Here is a 20905-nt window from a genome sequence, read left to right on the forward strand (position 1 = left end):
TTGCCTGCCCCTGAATCAAACCTTTTGCGCGATACGCTCGGCTTGTTCTTCCTGGGCCAGGCAGGCCGCGGCGGTGAACAGTACGTCGGTGGAGGAGTTCAGCGCGGTTTCCGCCGAGTCCTGCAGCACGCCAATGATGAAACCGACGGCTACCACTTGCATGGCGATTTCGCTGGGAATGCCGAACAGGCTGCACGCCAGCGGAATCAGCAGCAACGAACCACCGGCCACGCCGGATGCCCCGCAGGCGCAAATCGCCGCGACCACACTCAGCAATACGGCCGTTGGAATGTCCACGGCAATCCCGAGGGTGTGCACGGCCGCCAGCGTCAACACGGTAATGGTGATCGCCGCGCCCGCCATGTTGATGGTAGCACCCAGCGGAATCGATACCGAATAGGTGTCTTCATGCAGGCCAAGTCGCTTGCTCAACTCCAGGTTGACCGGAATGTTCGCCGCCGAACTGCGGGTGAAAAACGCGGTAATACCGCTTTCGCGCAGGCAGGTGAAGACCAGCGGGTAGGGATTGCGGCGCAGCTTCCAGAAAACGATGGCCGGGTTGATCACCAGGGCGACAAACAGCATGCAGCCGATCAGCACCGCCAGCAGATGCATATAGCCGAGCAGGGCGCCGAAACCGGAGGTGGCGAGGGTTGAAGCTACCAGGCCGAAGATCCCCAGCGGTGCGAAGCGGATCACCATGTGCACAATCAGGGTCACGCCATTGGACAGATCCCCCAGCACGGTACGGGTGGTTTCCCCGGCGTGGCGGATGGCAATGCCCATGCCGATCGCCCAGGCCAGGATGCCGATGAAATTGGCGTTCATCAGGGCACTGATCGGGTTGTCGACCACGCTGAGCAGCAGGCTTTGCAGCACTTCACTGATCCCGCCTGGCGCGCTCACCGCCACATCCTGGGTGGCCAGCACCAGGCTGGAAGGAAATAGCGTACTGGCGACCACGGCAACGACCGCCGCCGCAAAGGTGCCCAGCAGGTACAAGAACAGAATCGGCCGGATATGGGTTTCCTGACCCAGCTTGTGGTTGGCGATCGAGGCCATCACCAGCACAAACACCAGAATCGGCGCGACGGCTTTGAGGGCCGAGACAAAGACTTTGCCGATAAAGGTTGTCGATCGCGCCACTTCGGGCAAGAGCAACGCCAGCAGAATACCGGCGATCAGGCCGATAACGATCTGGGTCACCAGGCTTGTGCGTTTGAGTTTTTGCAATGGGGAAAGGGCGGCAGCAGTCATAGCGGTATCTCGGATTTTTTATAGAGTGTTGTGGTTCAGCGAGGGGGCAGCAGTAAAACCCGTGGCCGTGAACGGTCGAAGAACGGGGGGGCTCTGGAAGGGGCCGGACTTTATCACACCGCAGGCCGATTCCTGCGGGCCTGTGACGATCTGCCGCCTGAGCATGAAGGCAGGTCGCTCAACCGCTGACGGGCACACTCTGGTAAGATTCGCGATCCCCTTTTTTCATCTCCAGTCAGCGGGCCTTTGGGCCATCGCTGGCGTCGTTGTTTGCGGAGTTATGCATGTTGTTGCCCATTTTGCTGTTGTCGGCCGCCGGTTTTACCGTGCTGACCACAGAGTTCATCATCGTCGGTCTATTGCCATCCATTGCGCGCGATCTGGATGTCAGTGTGTCCCAGGCCGGTTTGCTGGTGACCTTGTTCGCCTTTACCGTGGCCGCCTTCGGGCCGTTTCTGACAGCCTGGTGTGCTCGCTTCGAGCGCAAACGGCTGTTTATCACGGTATTGGTGATGTTCGGGCTGGCCAACACCTTGGCGGCGCTGGCGCCCAACATCGCTGTCATGGCGGTTGCCCGGTTGATTCCAGCCCTCGGTTTGCCGGTGTTCTGGGCCTTGGCCAGTGAGACGGCGGTGGGGATCGTCGGGCCGGATTACGCCGGACGGGCGATTGCGAAAATCGGTTTCGGGATAGTTTGTGCCACCGTATTCGGGATTCCCGTGGGAACGCTGATTTCCGATGCCTTCGGCTGGCGCAGTGTGTTTGGCCTTCTGGCGGTGATCGCTTTCGCCAAGGCGCTGCTGTTGTTCATCTATTTGCCGCAAACCGACTTGCACAAACAGCAGGTGAGTTTCCGTTCGCAGTTGAAGATTCTGCGCAGTCCGTTGATGCAGGGGCATGTTTTGTTGTCGATTCTGGTGTTCAGCGGCATGTTCACCGCTTACACCTATCTGGCCGACATCCTTGAACGATTGGCCGGTTTCAACGGCACCCTGGTCGGCTGGTGTCTGATGGGCTTCGGTGCGATGGGGCTGATCGGCAACTCGCTGGGCGGACGCATGGTCGATCGCCATCCGCTGATCGCCTCGATGGTGTTCTGTGCCTTCATGATCGGCGGCATGGTGGCGCTGGTGCCGGCCATTCACTCGACGCTAGGGCTGGTGGCGGCCATGGGCATTTGGGGTGTCACCCAGGCGGCACTGTTCCTGGTCAGCCATGTGCGCTTGATGAAAGTCGCACCCCAGGCGCCGGCCTTCGCCGCTTCGCTGAATATCGCCGGGGCCAACCTGGGAATCGGCCTGGGCGCTATGGTCGGTGGGCGGGTGATCGATACCCTGGGACTGGGCAGTCTCGGCTTTGCCGCGGCGGGCTTTATCCTGTTGTCGATCCTGTTGGCGCTGTTGCTGATGACCGCCAAACCCCCGGCGGTCTGCGCCTGAATCTTCAGGTAGTGATCGCGGTAAACAGCTCGCGTCGGGCACCTTCGGTAATGGCGACAATGCCGGGGTGCTTGACCTTGCGCTCTACCGAAATGGCATAGAAGGACTCGCTCACCGCATCGGTCTGGCCGATCAACTCCACGCCGTACTGACGTTTCACTTCGTCGGCAATCACGCTCGGGGCGATGAATATCCCGCTGCCGGATTGGCCGAAAGCCTGCATCAGCGCGCTGTCATCGAACTCGCCGACGATCCGCGGCTGGATCTGCTGTTCGGCAAGCCAGCGCAGCAAGCGACTGCGGACCACGGTTTCCTGCCCGGGAATCAACAGTGGAGCGCCGTGCAAACCCTGTGGGAAGTCTTTCCCGTAACGTGCCGCCAGCGCCGCGGTGGCAAAAAAACTGATGCCGCATTCACCGAGTTTCTGGCTGTAGCCCTTGATGTCCAGGTGCGACGGCATCGGGCTGTCGGAGATCACCAGGTCCAGGCGCTGGATCGCCAGGTCGGCCAACAGTCGTTCGAGCTTGTCTTCCCGGCAGGTGATGCGCATGGGTTCGCTCAATTCCATGGTCGGCGCGATCAGTCGATAGACGATCGACTTGGGCACCACATCGGCCACCCCGACTCGGAACAGAATCTGCTGCTCGTTGGGTTGAGCCCTGAGCATGGCCTCCAGCTCGCCACCCAGCTGGAACATCTGTTCGGCATACGGCAGGGTCTGGCGTCCGGCTTCCGTCAGCTCGAGCTGGCGCCCGACCCGGCGAAACAACTCAATCCCGTAGGTCTGTTCGAGCAGGCTGATTTGCCCGCTGATGGTCTGGGGCGTCAGGTTCAGCTGCTCGCAGGCGCGAACGATGCTGCCCGTCTTGGCCACCACCCAGAAGTAATGCAGTTGCCGATAATTAAGCATAAATGGCATTCAGTTCGTAAAAACCGAAGTATAGCTGCTAAAAATACGAATTTTCCTGAAGTGTTTCGCTCCTTAGAATGCAGCGCTATCGACGGACCATTACTTTGGGTCCGTGCGTTATATCGAGGAAGACATGATGAAACTCACATCCATAGGCGCCGCTTCGCTGCTGGCGCTTTCCGTGTTGGTACTCAGTGGCTGCGACCAGGTCGAGAAAAGCACTCAGCAAGTGATGGACAAAGCGGCCGAGACGGCGAAACAGGCCATCGACGATACCCGGATAGCCGCGGAGCAAGCATTACGCGACGCGACCCAAGACATTCTTGGCAACAAGGAAAAACCCGCTGACGAGCGCCAACAGAGCGAAAACTCGTCGCAGGAAATCTAACCCCCGTCGTACACCGAGTCAGGACTGACCCATGGAATACCTAGTACAACTTGCCGCCAGCCCCACTGCCTGGGTTGCCTTGGCCACCTTGATCGTCATGGAAATCGTGCTTGGCATCGACAACCTGATTTTTATCTCGATCCTGACCAACAAGCTGCCTGAACAGCACCGGGCCAAGGCGCGGCGCATCGGCATCAGCATGGCGCTGGTTCTGCGTCTGGGCCTGCTCAGCACCATCGCGTTTATCGTGCAATTGACCGAACCGGTCATCGATGTGTTCGGCCAGGTATTCTCCTGGAAAGACATGATCCTGATTGCCGGCGGTCTGTTCCTGCTGTGGAAAGCTACCACCGAGATCCACCACAGCATGGACCCGGAGCAGCAGGATACGAGCTCCGCGACCTCGGGCGTATCCATTGGTTTTGCGGCAGCGATCGGTCAGATCCTGATGCTCGATATGGTGTTCTCGATCGACAGCATCATTACCGCCGTCGGCATGACCGAGCATTTACCGATCATGATCATCGCGGTGGTGGTCTCGGTACTGGTGATGTTGCTCGCGGCCGAACCGCTGGCGAAGTTCATCAACGACAACCCGACCGTGGTAATGCTGGCCCTGGGCTTCCTGATCATGATCGGTATGACCCTGATCGCCGAAGGCTTTGGCGCCCATGTTCCGAAAGGCTACGTCTACGCGGCCATGGCCTTCTCGGCGGCGATTGAAAGCTTGAACATGCTCTCGCGTCGCGCTCGGCAGAAGCGCGTGGCTGCTGAAGCTTAATCAGCGGCCACACTGAACGCTCGTCTGTGCCCGAAAGGGCGCAGACGACCGTTTTTTTATGGGGATGAAAATGCCAGTCAGTGCGCGCCAGCAATGCGCCGGGCGGGTTTTGCGTTTTTGCTCGGTGCTGTTGGTTGGTGCGGGTGATGATGTCTGCGAGTAATGCGCAGTACGCCCCACAGCATCGCGCCAGCAACGGCCAGCCAGCCGCAGATCAGCATCAAGATTGTCGTTTCCAGGCTCATAAGTGCCTCCTCAGTGTCCAGCCGCGGACACACACTCCTGCAATGGACAGTCTAGTCGCAGATGTGTTTCAAGCTACCGACGAACAGTCGAGAGCCATCAATCAGTTCGCTCTATCGGCCGCTGCCATCTGCCGTTTAAGGCTATACCGACGTTCAAGACCGCCCTATGATCGAGGGCCAAGCCGGGAGTGTGTTTGCCTGGCGCCTGAACAAGAGAGTGATGATGTTGCGGGTATTTCCTCGATTTCGATTGGCGTTGTTGGCCTGTGCCTGTGTCCTGAGCCTGACCGGTTGCGCCGGTAGCGTGCAGCCGGAGATCCAGCGCTTGCCGGAGCGTGTCGAGCTCAACGGCGTGCCGTTCTTCCGCAGCGAGCTCTATCAGAGCGGGCCCGCGACCCTGGCCAGCATGCTGTCCCAGCAAGGCATCGTGATTACCCCGGGGCTGTTGGACAAGCCGCTGCATTTGCCGGGCGCTGAAGACCGGTTGCAGCAGAACATGCAGACCCTCGCCCGTGAGTACGGCATGGTGGTCTATCCCCTCGACAGCAATCTTGCAGCTTTATTGACTCAGGTTGCGGCCGGTTATCCGGTGCTGGTGCGCTTCAGTGAATTCTGGTCCGGGCCGAGGTTTGCGGTGCTCGCGGGCTACAACCGGCATAAACAGACCGTCCTGCTCCGGGCGGGGATGAACCGTCGTCTGCTGATGGACTTCAAGTCGTTTGAGTCCGCCTGGGAAAACGCTGGCAGTTGGGCCGTGCTGATCCAGGGGCCAACGCAGATTCCGGCCGGAGTCGACTCGCAGCGCTGGCTGAAAGCGGCCGATGAGTTGGCTCAGGCCGGTCAGGAACAGGCCGCGGCGAGAGCGACCAAAGCCTTGAGTGCGCACTGACTCAAGGCATGAAAAACGGCGCTGTCGAGCGCCGTTGATGGTGAAGGCCCTGACATGACAGTCAGGGCTTTTTTATTGCGTTTATCCAGCGCTATTCAGCCGTCTGGACCACCTCGCCTTGGCGACTCTTGAGGTTCTTGGCGGCCTTGTATTGCAAGGCAGCACCAGGTACCGAACCGCTTTTCCCGGTTTCGAGCCACTTGCGGATACGGCTGGCATCGGCGAAATGGGTGTACTTGCCAAAGGCGTCAAGGATCACCAGGGCGACCTGACGATTGGCCATGCGGGTCACCAGGACCAGGCAGTGACCCGCCTGGTTGGTAAAGCCGGTCTTGGTCAGCTGGATGTCCCAGTTGTCCTTTCTGACCAAATGATCGGTATTGCGAAAGCCCAGGCTGTACGTGGGCTTGCGGAAGGTCACGGTCTTTTCCTTGGTGGTACTCAGCTCGCTCAGCATCGGGTACTTGTGGGCGGCCTGTACCAGCTTGCTCAAATCGCGGGCAGTGGAAACGTTGCGAGTCGACAGACCGGTAGGCTCCACGTAATGGGTGCTGGTCATGCCCAGTGCCTTGGCCTTGGCGTTCATCGCGGCGATAAACGCGACGTAACCACCAGGGTAGTGATGGGCCAGGCTGGCAGCTGCACGGTTCTCCGAAGACATCAGGGTAATCAGCAGCATGTCCTTGCGGCTCAGTTCGCTGTTGAGTTTGACGCGGGAGAACACACCTTTCATTTCCGGGGTGTCGCTGATCGACACGGAAATGTATTCGTCCATCGACTGCTTGGCTTCCAGGATGATCAAGCCGGTCATCAGCTTGGTAACCGATGCGATAGGGACGACGACGTCCGGGTTGCTCGCATAGATGATCTTGTTGGTCTGCAAGTCGATCAGCAGCGCGCTCCCGGAGGCAATGTGCAGTTGGGAGGTATCTCGGGGGGCTTCGATGGTTTCACGAGCATAAAGGTTCGGCGTGGTAAAAGTGCCTGTAAATGCAAAAAATAGGCTCAGGATAGAAATACGGATTTTCACGCGGGCGGACTCGTTAAAAGGTGGATATGCCGTCGTGCAACGGGCTTTACTCGAAGAAGCGTTACATTTTATGAGTATGTGCCAGGAAAGCGCTACACGCCCGCTAAACAGGGGCTTTGGATGAATTAAACTTTGTGCTGTATCAGTTATTTATCAGTTTGATCGGCCTTGAGGATTCGGGTGGAATTTTGCTGCGCCAAAACAAGGAGCCCCACCAAATGGGCGCAATGCCTCGAACCTTTGCACCCGCAGTCGGCCCGCCACTCATCAATACGATGTTGCTGAAAGCGTTGCACTCCACCACAATAGTCACGTGGCGCCAATGTAGCTACAAAATAACGATGAGGTATTTACCATGGGTGCATTGCTGAAAACCACCGACGTGCGTTGTCGCATCGACGAGGATTTGAAGAAGCAAGCCACTGAGGTTTTGAGTGCCTGCGGGCTAAGCCTCAGCGACGCCATGCGGCTTTTTCTTCGCCAGGTTGTGTCAACGCAGGGCTTGCCTTTTGAAGTGCGCGTCCCTTCGGAGAAAACCGCTCGTGCCATGGTGCAGGCGCGGGAAATCCGCCGTCAGTTCGACTCGGTAGACGACATGCTAAGGGATGCAGCTGGCGAAGCCGGAGAAAAAGCAGAAACGCGCTGAGCTTCCAAAGCAGTGCGCGCAAACGTCGGAATTCAAAAAATCCTGGGAGCGTTACAAACGGGCTGGACCCCGTGACATGAATGAGGTTCGTGAGGTGATGGTTATGCTGTTTCTTGGAGAGCGGCTACCGGCCGAGTATCTCGATCATGCCTTGACTGGGGATTGGGAGGGCTTTCGGGAATGTCATATAGGCGGCGACTTTCTGATGATCTACGAACACTCAAGGGCCGACCTGATTACCTTCGTCGATCTCGGGAGTCATTCCGAGCTGTTCAGGTAGTGGATGTCGATTTCACTTTATTAGCAAAGCGCCGCTTTCTCGTTTAGAGATAAGCGGCGCTTTTTCTTGAGTGAAACAATGGCCAAGTGATCAGCCGTGCAACGTTTCCGCTGCGTACAGCGTGTTTTCCAGCAGGCAGGCACGCGTCATCGGGCCAACCCCGCCTGGAACCGGAGTAATCCAGCCGGCGCGGGGCAGGGCGGTTTCATAAACCACATCGCCGACCAGCTTGCCGTCTTCCTGGCGGTTGATGCCAACGTCGATGACGATTGCACCTTCCTTGATCCATTCGCCCTTGACCAGACCCGGCTTGCCAGCGGCCACCACCACCAGATCGGCGCGGCCTACGTGGCCGGCCAGATCCTTGGTGAAACGGTGGGTGACGGTGACGGTGCAGCCGGCCAGCAGCAATTCCATCGCCATCGGACGCCCGACGATGTTGGACGCGCCCACCACGACGGCATCCATTCCATAAAGGTCGGCACCGGTGCTTTCCAGCAGGGTGATGATGCCTTTTGGCGTGCAGGGACGAAGCAATGGAATGCGTTGCGCCAGGCGGCCGACGTTATAAGGATGGAAACCATCCACGTCCTTGTCCGGGCGAATGCGTTCCAGCAATTTGGAAGCATCCAGCTGTTCAGGCAGCGGCAACTGAAGCAGGACACCGTCGATGTTCGGGTCGTCGTTGAGGCGATCGATCAGATCGGTCAAAGCTTGCTGGGTGGTGTCGGAGGGCAAGTCATAGGCCTGCGAAAGGAAGCCGACTTCTTCGCAGTCTTTACGCTTGTGCGAGACATAAACTTGAGAGGCGGGGTCGCTGCCGACCAGGATCACCGCGAGGCCAGGAGTGCGCAAGCCTTGCTGGCGACGCTCGGCGACACGTTTGGCGATCTGCTGGCGCAGGCGAGCGGCGATCGCTTTGCCGTCGATTAGTTGTGCAGTCATGACGCGTGATTAACCATCGAGAGGGGGAAGAAAAGAGAACGCATTCTCGCATGTCGTGACGTGAGGGCAAAGGCGCTTGGTCTGCAAATTCCCCTAACCCCTTTAATTAAATGAATTTTTTTCAGAAAAGAGTTGACGACCTGACGGACCGCCTATAACATTCGTCGCACTTGTCGGGCACAGCCTAGCACTGGTTAAGAAGGTTGAGCAGGGTTGATGTTTAACTCGGTAAGACTGAAAGCACTTAGTTTGTAATCGTCCAAGAATACAGATTAACAAGGCGCCCGTAGCTCAGCTGGATAGAGCATCCGCCTTCTAAGCGGATGGTCGCAGGTTCGAGTCCTGCCGGGTGCGCCATTAGGCAGCTTTGGCACAAGTAACGCAACAAGGCAATATGGTGGGCGTAGCTCAGTTGGTAGAGCACGGGATTGTGACTCCCGTTGTCGAGGGTTCGATCCCCTTCGTCCACCCCATATTTAGAAAGGCGCCAGATTAATAGTCTGGCGCCTTTGCTTTAAAAGCTTGATACGCGGACGTGGTGGAATTGGTAGACACACTGGATTTAGGTTCCAGCGCCGCAAGGTGTAAGAGTTCGAGTCTCTTCGTCCGCACCAATTAAGTAGCTATTTAATAGCAGATAACGGCGCAGCACCTGAAAAGGGCTGCGCCGTTTTCGTTTCAGAAGTCGGCGCGGCCGCAGGTACCGGGCTGACAGGATGACGGTTCGTCGTCATTATGTTGCTGAATGATGCCTGGTTCACCTGCCGGATCCCTCGGGGTTCTGGTTGTCAGGGCGGCGGTTGCACCGTCCTTCTATATATAGAAGGGTTGGCCCAAGGCCCTGGCTCGATTCGCCGTATTTGCTCTCAGGGCGGGGCGCAACCGTTTGTCCCCCGCCTATAAATTGCCTGCTGCTTTTTTACCCGTTTTCAGTAGGGTGACTTCTTGAGTTTGACCCACTAGAATGCATGCCCTTGATTCTGGGGTCGGAAACGGCCGGCTAACGTCTGTGCAACGAGGAATATCCATGCAAGTTTCTGTTGAAAATACTTCTGCTCTTGAGCGCCGCATGAGCATCACCGTGCCTGCTGAGCGCATCGAGACCCAAGTCAACAAGCGTCTGCAGCAGACTGCCCAAAAGGCCAAGATTGCAGGCTTCCGTCCTGGCAAGGTGCCAATGAGCGTGATTCGTCAGCGTTACGAAGCTGATGCACGCCAAGAAGCAGTGGGCGATGTGATCCAGGCTTCCTTCTACGAAGCTGTTGTCGAGCAGAAGCTGAACCCTGCTGGCGCTCCTTCCGTAGAGCCTAAAGTCCTGGAAAAGGGCAAGGACCTGGAATACGTCGCTACTTTCGAAGTGTTCCCTGAGTTCACCGTTGCCGGCTTCGACTCCATCAATGTCGAGCGCCTGAGCGCTGACGTGGCGGACGCCGATCTCGACAAGATGCTGGAAGTCCTGCGCAAGCAGAACATCCGTTATGAGCAAGCTGATCGCGCTGCCCAGAACGAAGACCAGCTGAACATCGATTTCGTTGGCAAGGTCGACGGTGAAGTGTTCGCGGGCGGTTCTGCCAAGGGTACTCAGCTGGTTCTCGGTTCCGGCCGCATGATCCCGGGCTTCGAAGACGGTCTGGTTGGCGCCAAGGCTGGTGAAGAACGTGTTCTGAACCTGACCTTCCCAGAGAACTATCAAAACCTGGACCTGGCTAACAAGGCAGCAGAGTTCACCGTTACCGTGAACACTGTCTCCGAGCCGAAATTGCCGGAACTGACCGAAGAATTCTTCGCTCAATTCGGTATCAAGGAAACAGGTATTGAAGGATTCCGCACCGAAGTTCGCAAGAACATGGAGCGCGAGCTGCGTCAGGCGATCAAATCCAAGGTCAAGAATCAGGTAATGGACGGTCTGCTGGCCGCCAACCCGATCGAAATCCCGAAATCCCTGCTGGAAAACGAAGTCAACCGTCTGCGCGTGCAGGCTGTTCAGCAGTTCGGTGGCAACATCAAGCCTGATCAACTGCCGGCCGAGCTGTTCGAAGAGCAAGCCCGCCGCCGTGTAGTGCTGGGTCTGATCGTGGCTGAAGTGGTCAAGCAATTCGACCTCAAGCCTGATGAAGCTCGCGTTCGCGAAATGATTCAGGAAATGGCTTCGGCGTATCAAGAGCCTGAGCAGGTTGTGTCCTGGTACTACAAGAACGACCAGCAGCTGAACGAAGTCCGTTCGGTTGTGCTGGAAGAGCAAGTTGTGGATACTGTTCTGCAGAAAGCTAGCGTGACCGACAAATCGGTCTCTTACGAAGAAGCGGTCAAGCCGGTGGAAGCACCACAAGCCGACTGATTTTTCTTTGTTTGAAATACACACATAAGCCAGCCTTTGCGCTGGCTTATGCGTATTCAAGACATAACTATTTGGGAGTGACTGCAGGACATGTCCCGCAATTCTTATTATCAGCAGAGTTCTGACATCCAGGCCGCAGGCGGCCTGGTCCCGATGGTTATCGAGCAGTCCGCCCGTGGCGAACGTGCCTATGACATCTACTCGCGCCTTCTCAAGGAGCGAGTGATCTTCCTGATTGGCCCGGTAGAAGACTACATGGCCAACCTGGTCGCGGCGCAACTGCTGTTCCTTGAAGCGGAAAATCCGGACAAGGACATCCATCTTTACATCAACTCACCAGGCGGTTCGGTGACTGCGGGGATGTCGATCTACGACACCATGCAGTTCATCAAGCCCGACGTTTCGACCATCTGCATCGGCCAGGCCTGCAGCATGGGTGCTTTCCTGCTCGCCGGTGGCGCTGCGGGAAAACGTCACTGCCTGCCTAACTCGCGCATGATGATTCACCAGCCGTTGGGCGGTTTCCAGGGCCAGGCGTCGGATATCGACATTCATGCCAGGGAAATCCTCGCCATTCGTCTTCGCCTGAACTCGTTGCTGGCCCATCACACCGGGCAAAGCCTTGAAGTCATCGAGCGCGATACCGAGCGTGATAACTTCATGAGTGCAGAGCGTGCGGCCGAATATGGCCTGATCGATTCTGTGATCACCAAGCGTCAAATGCCCGCCTAAGCAGCTCAAATGTAGGTGGTTGGGTTTAACTGGCCACCTGCGGGCTTGAAAAAGCCTGCAATTGCCTTCATCTTGTGTTGCAAGCCTATCGGATTTGGATCGATCGAATGACTGACACCCGCAACGGCGAGGACAACGGCAAATTGCTCTATTGCTCCTTCTGTGGCAAAAGCCAGCATGAAGTGCGCAAATTGATTGCCGGCCCCTCGGTCTTTATCTGCGACGAGTGCGTCGACCTGTGCAATGACATCATCCGTGAGGAGGTGCAGGAAGCACAGGCTGAAAGCAGCGCGCATAAATTGCCTTCGCCTAAAGAAATCAGCGGCATCCTTGATCAGTATGTAATTGGTCAAGAGCGTGCAAAAAAGGTTTTGGCCGTAGCGGTGTACAACCACTACAAACGCCTCAACCAGCGTGACAAAAAGAATGACGACGTCGAACTCGGCAAAAGCAACATCTTGCTGATCGGCCCGACAGGCTCGGGTAAAACCCTGCTTGCCGAAACACTGGCTCGCCTGTTGAACGTACCCTTCACCATCGCCGACGCCACCACCCTCACCGAGGCAGGTTATGTCGGTGAAGATGTGGAGAACATCATTCAGAAACTGCTGCAGAAATGCGATTACGACGTAGAGAAAGCCCAAATGGGTATTGTCTACATCGATGAGATCGACAAGATCTCGCGCAAATCCGACAACCCTTCGATTACCCGGGATGTCTCCGGCGAAGGCGTGCAGCAGGCATTGCTCAAGTTGATCGAAGGCACTGTGGCTTCCGTACCGCCTCAAGGTGGTCGCAAGCATCCACAGCAGGAATTCCTTCAGGTCGATACGCGTAACATCCTGTTCATCTGTGGTGGTGCGTTCTCCGGGCTGGAAAAGGTCATTCAAAGCCGTTCCACCCGTGGCGGCATAGGCTTCAACGCCGAAGTGCGCAGCAAGGAAGAGGGCAAGAAGGTCGGTGAATCCCTGCGTGAAGTCGAACCTGACGATCTGGTCAAGTTCGGTCTGATCCCGGAATTCGTTGGTCGTCTGCCGGTTCTTGCCACCCTGGACGAGCTCGACGAAGCTGCTTTGATGCAGATTCTCACCGAGCCGAAAAATGCCCTGACCAAGCAGTACGCCAAGCTGTTCGAGATGGAAGGCGTCGATCTGGAGTTCCGTGCCGACGCTCTCAAGTCGGTGGCCAAGCGTGCGCTTGAGCGCAAGACCGGTGCTCGTGGATTGCGTTCGATCCTCGAAGGTGTGTTGCTCGACACTATGTACGAGATCCCCTCGCAGTCCGAGGTGAGTAAAGTAGTGATCGACGAAAGCGTTATAGAAGGCAAGTCCAAGCCACTGTATATCTACGAAAACAGTGAGCCGACGGCCAAGGCAGTGCCAGACGCTTAAGCGTCGCACCACTGGATTCAAGAAGGGGCCTTCGGGCCCCTTTGCTTTTACAGCAACTTTCAAAGGTTCGGGCCGCATTCGGACGATCTTTTAAGCTTGTTTTTTTCGAAGGCAGCCCCCATCTTGGTTTCAAGCTTAATTCCATCTGTTTCCGGCCTTATGGCCGCCGTAGAGGCGAAATCATGAAGACAACCATCGAATTGCCTCTCCTGCCATTGCGTGATGTTGTGGTTTATCCGCACATGGTTATCCCGCTGTTCGTGGGGCGCGAGAAATCCATCGAAGCCCTCGAGGCTGCGATGACGGGCGACAAGCAGATTCTCCTGCTGGCTCAGAGGAATCCTGCCGATGACGATCCCGGTGAAGAAGCGCTTTATCGCGTAGGTACCATCGCGACGGTTCTGCAGCTGCTCAAGCTGCCTGACGGCACGGTCAAAGTGCTGGTCGAGGGTGAGCAACGCGGGGCCGTCGAACGTTTTATCGAAGTGGACGGCCACTGCCGTGCCGAAGTCTCGCTGATCGACGAAGTCGACGCGCCTGAGCGGGAGTCGGAAGTCTTTGTCCGCAGCCTGCTGGCTCAGTTCGAGCAATATGTGCAGCTGGGCAAAAAAGTCCCTGCCGAAGTGCTGTCGTCGCTTAACAGCATCGACGAGCCAAGTCGCCTGGTCGACACCATGGCGGCGCACATGGCGCTGAAGATCGAGCAGAAGCAGGAAATCCTCGAAATCATCGATTTGTCGGCCCGGGTCGAGCATGTGCTGGCGTTGCTGGATGCCGAGATCGACCTGCTGCAAGTCGAAAAACGCATTCGTGGTCGCGTCAAAAAGCAAATGGAGCGCAGCCAGCGCGAGTACTACCTGAATGAGCAGATGAAGGCCATTCAGAAAGAGCTGGGCGATAGCGACGAAGGCCATAACGAAATCGAAGAGCTGAAAAAGCGCATCGATGCTGCCGGCTTGCCGAAAGACGCTTTGACCAAGGCTCAAGCGGAGCTGAACAAACTCAAACAAATGTCGCCAATGTCTGCGGAAGCGACAGTGGTGCGTACTTATATCGATTGGCTGGTTCAGGTGCCGTGGAAGGCTCAGAGCAAGGTGCGTCTGGACCTGGTACGGGCTGAAGATATCCTCGACGCCGACCATTACGGCCTGGATGAAGTCAAGGAACGGATCCTCGAATACCTCGCTGTGCAAAAGCGCGTGAAGAAAATTCGTGGCCCGGTGTTGTGCCTGGTCGGTCCTCCTGGGGTAGGTAAAACCTCCCTGGCGGAGTCGATTGCCCATGCGACCAACCGCAAATTCGTCCGTATGGCCCTCGGTGGCGTGCGTGATGAAGCGGAAATTCGTGGTCATCGGCGGACTTATATCGGTTCGATGCCAGGAAGATTGATTCAAAAGATGACAAAAGTTGGCGTGCGCAACCCGCTGTTCCTGCTCGATGAAATCGACAAGATGGGTAGCGATATGCGTGGCGATCCGGCGTCGGCGTTGCTGGAAGTGCTCGATCCGGAGCAGAACCACAACTTCAACGACCATTACCTGGAAGTCGACTACGACCTTTCCGATGTAATGTTCCTCTGCACCGCCAACTCGATGAACATCCCGGCGGCGTTGCTCGACCGGATGGAAGTGATTCGTCTGCCGGGTTATACCGAAGACGAGAAGATCAACATCGCCGTCAAATACCTCTCGCCCAAACAGATTCAGGCCAATGGCTTGAAGAAAGGCGAAGTGGAATTCGACGCCGAAGCGATCCGCGACATCATTCGCTACTACACCCGCGAAGCCGGTGTGCGTGGGCTTGAACGGCAGATTGCCAAGGTCTGCCGCAAGGCGGTCAAAGAGCATTCCCTGGAAAAACGCTTCTCGGTAAAAGTGACAGCTGAGATGTTGGAGCACTTCCTTGGTGTGCGCAAATTCCGCTACGGCCTGGCTGAACAGCAGGATCAGATCGGACAGGTGACAGGCCTGGCCTGGACTCAGGTCGGTGGTGAATTGCTGACCATCGAAGCCGCCGTGGTACCCGGCAAGGGCCAGCTGATCAAGACCGGTTCCCTGGGTGACGTGATGGTCGAATCGATCACTGCGGCGCTGACGGTTGTGCGCAGTCGGGCGAAGAGCCTGGGGATTCCTCTGGACTTCCACGAGAAGCGCGACACCCATATCCACATGCCGGAAGGGGCTACGCCGAAAGATGGTCCGAGCGCCGGTGTCGGTATGTGTACGGCCCTGGTATCGGCACTGACCGGGATTCCGGTACGTGCAGATGTCGCCATGACCGGTGAGATCACCTTGCGCGGCCAGGTTCTGGCGATTGGCGGTTTGAAGGAAAAACTGCTGGCGGCACACCGTGGCGGGATCAAAACCGTGATCATTCCTGAAGAGAATGTTCGCGACTTGAAGGAAATTCCCGACAATATCAAGCAAGATCTTCAGATTAAACCAGTTAAATGGATTGACGAGGTCCTGCAAATTGCGCTGCAATACGCGCCGGAGCCCTTGCCGGATGTGGCTCCGGAGATAGTTGCAAAGGATGAAAAGCGCGAGTCTGATTCTAAGGAAAGAATTAGCACGCATTAGTACGAATTTGCCTGGGAGGCTTCCTTGACAGCTTTTTAGAGCCCTTGTTATAAAGCGGCTCTTAAGTGTCTGTAGGCCATTCAGCACTCGCTTTTGCTTTCACCAAAAAACTTAGAATCATACTCAAATAGATATAAAGGGGACTTAGAGTGAACAAGTCGGAACTGATTGATGCTATCGCTGCATCCGCTGATATCCCGAAAGCTGCTGCTGGCCGTGCGCTGGACGCTGTAATCGAATCCGTCACTGGCGCTCTCAAGGCTGGCGACTCTGTTGTACTGGTTGGTTTCGGCACCTTCTCCGTAACCGATCGTCCAGCTCGCATTGGTCGTAACCCACAGACCGGTAAGACGCTGGAAATCGCAGCAGCCAAAAAACCAGGTTTCAAAGCCGGTAAAGCTCTGAAAGAAGCTGTTAACTAAGCGTCTTTTCAAGTCTTTACCCATCCGGGTCGGGGTCATTCCTGACTTGGCAGCGGAGCGGTAGTTCAGTCGGTTAGAATACCGGCCTGTCACGCCGGGGGTCGCGGGTTCGAGTCCCGTCCGCTCCGCCAGTTACGAGAAGGCGCATCCTCGGATGCGCCTTTCTTCTATCCGGATTCTACCCACGCTCCACGGTTGCCTAATTTGAAGTACAACCGTTTCTGGGGGACGCATGCTGCAGAATATCAGGGACAATTCACAAGGCTGGATTGCCAAGACCATTATCGGGATCATCGTCGTACTGATGGCTTTCACCGGTATCGAGGCCATTTTCCAGGCCACTACCAACAGCCAGGACGCCGCCAAGGTCAACGGTGAAGAGATCAGTCAGAACGAGCTGAGCCAGGCGGTCGACATGCAACGCCGTCAGCTGATGCAACAGCTGGGCAAGGATTTCGATGCTTCCTTGCTCGATGAAAAGATGTTGCGTGAATCCGCTCTGAAAGGGCTGATCGACCGTAAGTTGTTGCTGCAAGGCGCGGACAAATCGAAATTCGCTTTCTCCGAAGCGGCTCTGGACCAAGTGATCCTGCAAACGCCTGAGTTTCAGGTCGACGGCAAGTTCAGCCCCGAGCGTTTCGATCAGGTGATCCGCCAACTGGGCTACGGCCGTATGCAATTCCGCCAGATGCTGGCGCAGGAAATGCTGATCGGTCAGTTGCGTGCCGGGCTGGCAGGTAGCGGTTTCGTCACCGATGCACAGGTTCTGGCATTCGCTCGTCTGGAAAAACAGACCCGCGATTTCGCCTCCTTGAACATCAAGGCCGATCCGTCGGCAGTCAAAGTGACTGATGATGAGATCAAGGCTTACTACGACGAACATGCCAAGGAGTTCATGACTCCCGACCAGGTGGTGATCGATTACCTCGAGTTGAAGAAAGCTTCTTTCTTTGACCAGATCAGCGTCAAGGACGAAGACCTGCAGGCCCAGTATCAGAAGGAAACCGCCAATATCTCCGAGCAACGTCGGGGCGCGCACATTCTGATCGAGGTCAATGACAAGGTGAACGAGGCGCAAGCCAAAGCCAAAATCGACGAAGTTCAGGCACGCCTGGCCAAAGGTGAAAGCTTCGAGGCCCTGGCCAAAGAGTTCTCCCAGGATCCAGGTTCGGCAGCGAACGGCGGTGACCTGGGTTACGCCGGTCCGGGTGTCTACGACCCAGCTTTCGAAAAGGCCTTGTACGCCTTGAACAAGGATGAGGTTTCGCCAGCGGTTCGTACCGACTTCGGTTGGCACCTGATCAAGTTGCTGGGCGTCGAGGCACCTGAAGTGCCGAGCTTCGCCAGTCTGAAAGACAAGCTGACTCTCGAGCTCAAGGCGCAACAGGTCGAGCAGCGCTTTGTCGAAGCGACCAAGCAGCTTGAAGACTCTGCGTTCGAAGCGTCCGATCTGGCCCAGCCGGCTCAAGAGCTGAAGCTGACGGTTCACACCTCCGCGCCGTTTGGCCGTGAAGGCGGTGAAGGTGTAGCAGCCAACCGTGCGGTAGTGACGGCGGCGTTCAGCCCTGAAGTCATGGATGAAGGTGCCAACAGCACTGCCATCGAACTGGATCCGGATACCGTTGTGGTCCTGCGTGCCAAAGAGCATCGCAAGCCTGAGCAACTGCCACTGGAAAGCGTCGCTGCAAGCATTCGCGTGCAATTGGCCAAGGAGCATGCAAGTGCTGCCGCCAAGACCAAGGCCCAGGAACTGATCGCCAGCCTGCGCGACGGCAAGACGCCGTTGGACAAAGCGCTGGATGGCCAGAACTGGAAAGTGCATGAAGCCGTCACTCGTGGCCAGGAAGGGATCGACCCGACCGTGCTGCAAGCGCTGTTCCGCATGCCGAAGCCTGGAGCCAAGGACAAGCCGACCTTCACCAGCGTGACCCTGGCCGACGGTAGCCTGGCGATCGTGCGCCTGAACGGCGTCAACGAAGCGGCAGCCCCTACCGAGGAAGAGAAGGTTCAGTACCGCCGCTTCCTGGCTTCGCGGGTGGGTCAGCAAGACTTTGCAGCCTATCGCAAGCAACTGGAAAGCCAGGCGGACATCGAGAAGTTCTGATGCCTGACTGAGTCAGTAAGTAGTAAACAAAGACCCCGGCCGCAAGGCCGGGGTCTTTGTTTATGGGGCTATCAAATACTCCAGTCGGCACCCGGCAGCCAGGTGGCGAGTGTTGATTGATCATTTATCTGCGCGATTTCCCCCGTAAACCGGGCTCATCAGGCTTGTAAGACTGTTAAGACACTAAACGGTACGCCCACGAGGGTCGATCTGTTGCACAATACATCCCGAACCGTTTTGCTCAGGATGTTCAATGTTTAAATCACTCCACATGCGTGTCGCGGTAATGGCGCTTGTGATGGTCGGCGCCGCAGGTTGCTCGGAAAAGAAAGCCGCCATTTATGAGCATGAAGATTTTGCTGACTCCGGGACCTTCTCGCGCACCTACCCGGTCAGCGATAAGACCACCTGCGAGGCTGCGCGTCGGGCCCTGCTGAGTCAGGGTTACATCATCACCAGCAGCGATCCGAAGTTGATCAGCGGTCACAAGAGCTTTCAGCAGACCGGTGATTCGCACATGGAGATCAGCTTCAACGTCGTCTGTGCCGAAGACGGCAGCGCCGGTCATAATGCGACGATGTTCGCCAATGCCCTGCAGGACCGTTATGCACTGAAGAAGACCAACAATTCTGCCAGCCTCGGGGTCGGTGTATTGGGTTCGGTGTCGATGCCGATCGGTTCCTCCGACGACTCGATGGTCAAGGTCGCCAGCGAAACCGTGTCTTCGGCTAAGTTTTATGAACGTTTCTTTGCACTGGTCGAGCTGTTCCTGCCACCAGAAGCCAAGAAAGTCGCGCATATCACCGAGAAACCGAAGACTGTTCTGGGTGTGCCGGAAACCCAGGCGGCACCTGCCGCTGCAGAGCCCGCCGCCGCTCCCGCCGCTGCTCCTGCCGCAGAACCGGCCAATATCGTGCCAGCCGAAAGTGCACCAGCCGCCTCGGAGCCGGTGGCGCCTCCCGCGGACACCGCGCCAATTGCCCCTGAAGAGTCAGGGGAGCCGGCCTCGTCGAATGAATCCACTGCGCCACCGGCCAATCCGGATTCGCTGCCGCCGCCCACAGAGCCGATTTCCTCGATGCCGGTTTCGGCTCAGTAAATCCAGCTCAGACCACTACGGGATAATCAATCCCGTAGCGGATGATCGCTCGCGACACAGCCCGATGGGCGTCCAGCCCGTCATCGGTTAACGCCTTCAGCGCAGCCGGCACAATCCTGAAAAAAAAACCTTACATGGCACGGCGGTAAATTCGCCGGGATCTGCTACGTTTTATTTTTAAGGGCCTTGACGTCATGACGAAGTATTTTTTCTGTCACAAAGGCACTTTATGCTGAGGAGCAAGGTCATTTAGATAATATTCACCGTACCCAAAAGGATTTTGTAATGGACGAGTACCAAGAAGAGCTTCTGGAATATCAGGCGTTTGAACTGGATCCGCTGGAGCCTGCGGAAGACGCTACCGAGCTGTGATGGCAGGCGCGTGCTTCAGGCGGATTGGCGATGGCTGCGGCGAAATTCGCCAGGGGTTTGGCCGTTCCAGCGTTTGAAGGCCCGTTGAAAGGCTTCGGCTGAGGCGAAACCGAGCAAGTAGGCAATTTCCCCAAAGGCCAGTTCGGTGTCGCGAATATAGGTCATGGCCAGATCACGGCGAGTATCGTTGAGAATCGCTCGAAACTGCGTGCCTTCCTCGGCGAGCTTGCGCCGCAAGGTCCAGGTCGGCAGTTTCAGGCGTGCCGCCACTTCCTCCAGATCGGGTTCCCGGCCGCCATTGAGCAATGGCCCGAGCAATTGGATGATGCGCTCGCGCAGGCTGCGGGTTCGGGTCAATTGCTCCAGTTCCCTTTCACAGAGCTTGAGCAGCAAGCGCCAGGTGCTGGGGCAATGTTCGGGGTTGCGCAGTGCCAGGCTGGCCTGGCTCAGACGCAGCTGATTGTGCTCGGCGCCGAAGTGGATCGGGCAATCACCCAGTACTCCATAACGTTCGCGGTAATCCGGTTCGGCAAACTCGATGTCGATCTGCTCGGGTTGCAGCGCTTGTGGGCTCAGGCTGGATAGCTGCTGAAGCCAGCCGGCAATGATCGAGTCCACCACAAAACGGTTGTAGGCGTTGTAGGGGCTGATGGAATAGAAGCGCAGCCAGGCGCCCCGGGCATCTTCATGGAAACTCGATTGGCCGCGATAGTTCGAGCCATATAAGGCTTCGAAGCGGATCAGACAGCGCGCCGCTTCCCGCACCGTCGGTGCCTGGGCGGCCGTGACCCCGGCCAGGCCGGCCTGGCTGAGGCGGCTGAGCTGGCCCATGCGCAAACCCAAGGCGGGATCGCCGCTCAGTTGAATGGCGGCATGACCGAGACGCATGTAACGCGGAATCGACAATCTGGCGCCGGCCTCGGCCAGACGCGCCGGGTCGAGACCATACTGTTCGAGCAGCTCCTGCGGGTCCAGGCCATGGCTGCGCACCGCGTCGGCGAGGCTATGGACAAAGCCTACCGACAGATCCCCGAGGCGCATCGGTAGCGGTTTCATTG

General features: G+C 57.0%; 19 protein-coding genes and 4 tRNA genes. 17 read left to right on the forward strand and 6 right to left on the reverse strand.

From position 1 onward, the window contains the following. Positions 1-15: 15 nt before the first annotated feature. Entirely contained in the window at positions 16-1257 is a 1242-nt protein-coding gene (gene sstT, locus ACA064_RS08185; protein WP_497672920.1) for a serine/threonine transporter SstT, read from the reverse strand. Positions 1258-1541: 284 nt separating this feature from the next. Here sstT and ACA064_RS08190 point away from each other — a divergent pair, with 284 nt between their 5' ends. After that, positions 1542-2696: an MFS transporter gene (locus ACA064_RS08190; RefSeq protein ID WP_497672921.1), complete on the forward strand. Its 1155-nt coding sequence runs from the start codon at positions 1542-1544 to the stop codon at positions 2694-2696. A gap of 4 nt (positions 2697-2700) precedes the next feature. Here ACA064_RS08190 and nhaR read toward each other — a convergent pair whose 3' ends face one another. Then, positions 2701-3606 (reverse strand): transcriptional activator NhaR, encoded by a 906-nt coding sequence (gene nhaR, locus ACA064_RS08195; RefSeq protein ID WP_497674198.1) that lies wholly within the window; start codon positions 3604-3606, stop codon positions 2701-2703. A gap of 136 nt (positions 3607-3742) precedes the next feature. Here nhaR and ACA064_RS08200 point away from each other — a divergent pair, with 136 nt between their 5' ends. Beyond that, positions 3743-3994 carry a hypothetical protein gene (locus ACA064_RS08200; protein WP_497674199.1) on the forward strand — a complete coding sequence of 84 codons (252 nt, stop codon included), beginning with the start codon at positions 3743-3745 and terminating at the stop codon, positions 3992-3994. 31 nt (positions 3995-4025) lie between these two features. Further along, positions 4026-4775, forward strand: a complete 750-nt coding sequence (locus ACA064_RS08205) for a TerC family protein (protein WP_497672922.1) — start codon at positions 4026-4028, stop codon at positions 4773-4775. Positions 4776-4852: 77 nt separating this feature from the next. Here the strand turns inward: ACA064_RS08205 and ACA064_RS08210 are convergent, their stop codons facing one another. Continuing rightward, positions 4853-5020: a hypothetical protein gene (locus ACA064_RS08210; RefSeq protein ID WP_497672923.1), complete on the reverse strand. Its 168-nt coding sequence runs from the start codon at positions 5018-5020 to the stop codon at positions 4853-4855. Positions 5021-5186: 166 nt separating this feature from the next. Here ACA064_RS08210 and ACA064_RS08215 point away from each other — a divergent pair, with 166 nt between their 5' ends. Continuing rightward, on the forward strand, positions 5187-5909 hold the full coding sequence (locus tag ACA064_RS08215; protein ID WP_497672924.1) for a peptidase C39 family protein: 723 nt from the start codon (positions 5187-5189) through the stop codon (positions 5907-5909). Positions 5910-6000: 91 nt separating this feature from the next. On the opposite strand, the gene pbpG is transcribed toward ACA064_RS08215, so the two are convergent. Then, positions 6001-6939, reverse strand: a complete 939-nt coding sequence (gene pbpG, locus ACA064_RS08220; RefSeq protein WP_497672925.1) for a D-alanyl-D-alanine endopeptidase — start codon at positions 6937-6939, stop codon at positions 6001-6003. A 355-nt stretch (positions 6940-7294) separates the two neighbouring features. On the opposite strand from pbpG, the gene ACA064_RS08225 reads away from it, so the two are divergent. Both ACA064_RS08225 and ACA064_RS08230 read left to right on the forward strand, forming a co-directional pair. Further along, positions 7295-7585, forward strand: a complete 291-nt coding sequence (locus ACA064_RS08225; RefSeq protein WP_497672926.1) for a type II toxin-antitoxin system RelB/DinJ family antitoxin — start codon at positions 7295-7297, stop codon at positions 7583-7585. Further along, on the forward strand, positions 7545-7865 hold the full coding sequence (locus ACA064_RS08230; RefSeq protein ID WP_497672927.1) for a type II toxin-antitoxin system YafQ family toxin: 321 nt from the start codon (positions 7545-7547) through the stop codon (positions 7863-7865). Before ACA064_RS08225 ends, ACA064_RS08230 begins: the two co-directional genes overlap by 41 nt. Positions 7866-7955: 90 nt before the next feature. On the opposite strand, the gene folD is transcribed toward ACA064_RS08230, so the two are convergent. Then, positions 7956-8810: a bifunctional methylenetetrahydrofolate dehydrogenase/methenyltetrahydrofolate cyclohydrolase FolD gene (gene folD, locus ACA064_RS08235; RefSeq protein ID WP_497672928.1), complete on the reverse strand. Its 855-nt coding sequence runs from the start codon at positions 8808-8810 to the stop codon at positions 7956-7958. A 280-nt stretch (positions 8811-9090) separates the two neighbouring features. On the opposite strand from folD, the gene ACA064_RS08240 reads away from it, so the two are divergent. From ACA064_RS08240 to ACA064_RS08290, 11 genes are all read left to right on the forward strand, one after another. Then, positions 9091-9167, forward strand: a tRNA-Arg gene (locus ACA064_RS08240). Between the two features lie 40 nt (positions 9168-9207). Then, a tRNA-His gene (locus tag ACA064_RS08245) sits at positions 9208-9283 on the forward strand. Positions 9284-9339: 56 nt separating this feature from the next. After that, a tRNA-Leu gene (locus ACA064_RS08250) sits at positions 9340-9424 on the forward strand. A 413-nt stretch (positions 9425-9837) separates the two neighbouring features. Next, on the forward strand, positions 9838-11148 hold the full coding sequence (gene tig / locus ACA064_RS08255) for a trigger factor (protein ID WP_497672929.1): 1311 nt from the start codon (positions 9838-9840) through the stop codon (positions 11146-11148). 90 nt (positions 11149-11238) lie between these two features. Then, positions 11239-11880, forward strand: a complete 642-nt coding sequence (clpP, locus tag ACA064_RS08260) for an ATP-dependent Clp endopeptidase proteolytic subunit ClpP (RefSeq protein WP_150643572.1) — start codon at positions 11239-11241, stop codon at positions 11878-11880. Between the two features lie 107 nt (positions 11881-11987). Next, positions 11988-13271: an ATP-dependent Clp protease ATP-binding subunit ClpX gene (gene clpX / locus ACA064_RS08265; RefSeq protein ID WP_150643573.1), complete on the forward strand. Its 1284-nt coding sequence runs from the start codon at positions 11988-11990 to the stop codon at positions 13269-13271. 182 nt (positions 13272-13453) lie between these two features. Beyond that, positions 13454-15850, forward strand: a complete 2397-nt coding sequence (lon, locus tag ACA064_RS08270; protein WP_497672930.1) for an endopeptidase La — start codon at positions 13454-13456, stop codon at positions 15848-15850. Between the two features lie 149 nt (positions 15851-15999). Continuing rightward, positions 16000-16272, forward strand: a complete 273-nt coding sequence (locus tag ACA064_RS08275) for an HU family DNA-binding protein (RefSeq protein WP_002552737.1) — start codon at positions 16000-16002, stop codon at positions 16270-16272. A 54-nt stretch (positions 16273-16326) separates the two neighbouring features. Further along, positions 16327-16403, forward strand: a tRNA-Asp gene (locus tag ACA064_RS08280). A gap of 101 nt (positions 16404-16504) precedes the next feature. Beyond that, the gene (locus ACA064_RS08285) at positions 16505-18376 is read left to right on the forward strand and encodes a SurA N-terminal domain-containing protein (protein ID WP_497672931.1); all 1872 of its coding nucleotides are present in this window, start codon (positions 16505-16507) and stop codon (positions 18374-18376) included. Positions 18377-18629: 253 nt separating this feature from the next. Next, positions 18630-19475, forward strand: a complete 846-nt coding sequence (locus tag ACA064_RS08290; RefSeq protein ID WP_497672932.1) for a DUF2242 domain-containing protein — start codon at positions 18630-18632, stop codon at positions 19473-19475. A 387-nt stretch (positions 19476-19862) separates the two neighbouring features. Here the strand turns inward: ACA064_RS08290 and ACA064_RS08295 are convergent, their stop codons facing one another. Beyond that, positions 19863-20903, reverse strand: coding sequence for an AraC family transcriptional regulator (locus ACA064_RS08295; protein ID WP_497672933.1), 1041 nt, complete (start codon positions 20901-20903; stop codon positions 19863-19865). Between the last annotated feature and the right edge of the window lie 2 nt (positions 20904-20905).

This window comes from Pseudomonas sp. LBUM1658 (genome assembly GCF_059716055.1).

Coding starts and splice junctions, on each gene's coding strand:
- ACA064_RS08190 (WP_497672921.1), top strand. CDS start 1,542: ATGTTGTTGCCCATTTTGCTGTTGTCGGCCGCCGGTTTTACCGTGCTG.
- ACA064_RS08285 (WP_497672931.1), top strand. CDS start 16,505: ATGCTGCAGAATATCAGGGACAATTCACAAGGCTGGATTGCCAAGACC.
- lon (WP_497672930.1), top strand. CDS start 13,454: ATGAAGACAACCATCGAATTGCCTCTCCTGCCATTGCGTGATGTTGTG.
- nhaR (WP_497674198.1), bottom strand. CDS start 3,606: ATGCTTAATTATCGGCAACTGCATTACTTCTGGGTGGTGGCCAAGACG.
- ACA064_RS08205 (WP_497672922.1), top strand. CDS start 4,026: ATGGAATACCTAGTACAACTTGCCGCCAGCCCCACTGCCTGGGTTGCC.
- ACA064_RS08215 (WP_497672924.1), top strand. CDS start 5,187: ATGATCGAGGGCCAAGCCGGGAGTGTGTTTGCCTGGCGCCTGAACAAG.
- ACA064_RS08295 (WP_497672933.1), bottom strand. CDS start 20,903: ATGAAACCGCTACCGATGCGCCTCGGGGATCTGTCGGTAGGCTTTGTC.
- ACA064_RS08290 (WP_497672932.1), top strand. CDS start 18,630: ATGTTTAAATCACTCCACATGCGTGTCGCGGTAATGGCGCTTGTGATG.
- ACA064_RS08200 (WP_497674199.1), top strand. CDS start 3,743: ATGAAACTCACATCCATAGGCGCCGCTTCGCTGCTGGCGCTTTCCGTG.
- folD (WP_497672928.1), bottom strand. CDS start 8,810: ATGACTGCACAACTAATCGACGGCAAAGCGATCGCCGCTCGCCTGCGC.
- sstT (WP_497672920.1), bottom strand. CDS start 1,257: ATGACTGCTGCCGCCCTTTCCCCATTGCAAAAACTCAAACGCACAAGC.
- ACA064_RS08230 (WP_497672927.1), top strand. CDS start 7,545: ATGCAGCTGGCGAAGCCGGAGAAAAAGCAGAAACGCGCTGAGCTTCCA.
- clpP (WP_150643572.1), top strand. CDS start 11,239: ATGTCCCGCAATTCTTATTATCAGCAGAGTTCTGACATCCAGGCCGCA.
- tig (WP_497672929.1), top strand. CDS start 9,838: ATGCAAGTTTCTGTTGAAAATACTTCTGCTCTTGAGCGCCGCATGAGC.
- clpX (WP_150643573.1), top strand. CDS start 11,988: ATGACTGACACCCGCAACGGCGAGGACAACGGCAAATTGCTCTATTGC.
- ACA064_RS08225 (WP_497672926.1), top strand. CDS start 7,295: ATGGGTGCATTGCTGAAAACCACCGACGTGCGTTGTCGCATCGACGAG.
- ACA064_RS08210 (WP_497672923.1), bottom strand. CDS start 5,020: ATGAGCCTGGAAACGACAATCTTGATGCTGATCTGCGGCTGGCTGGCC.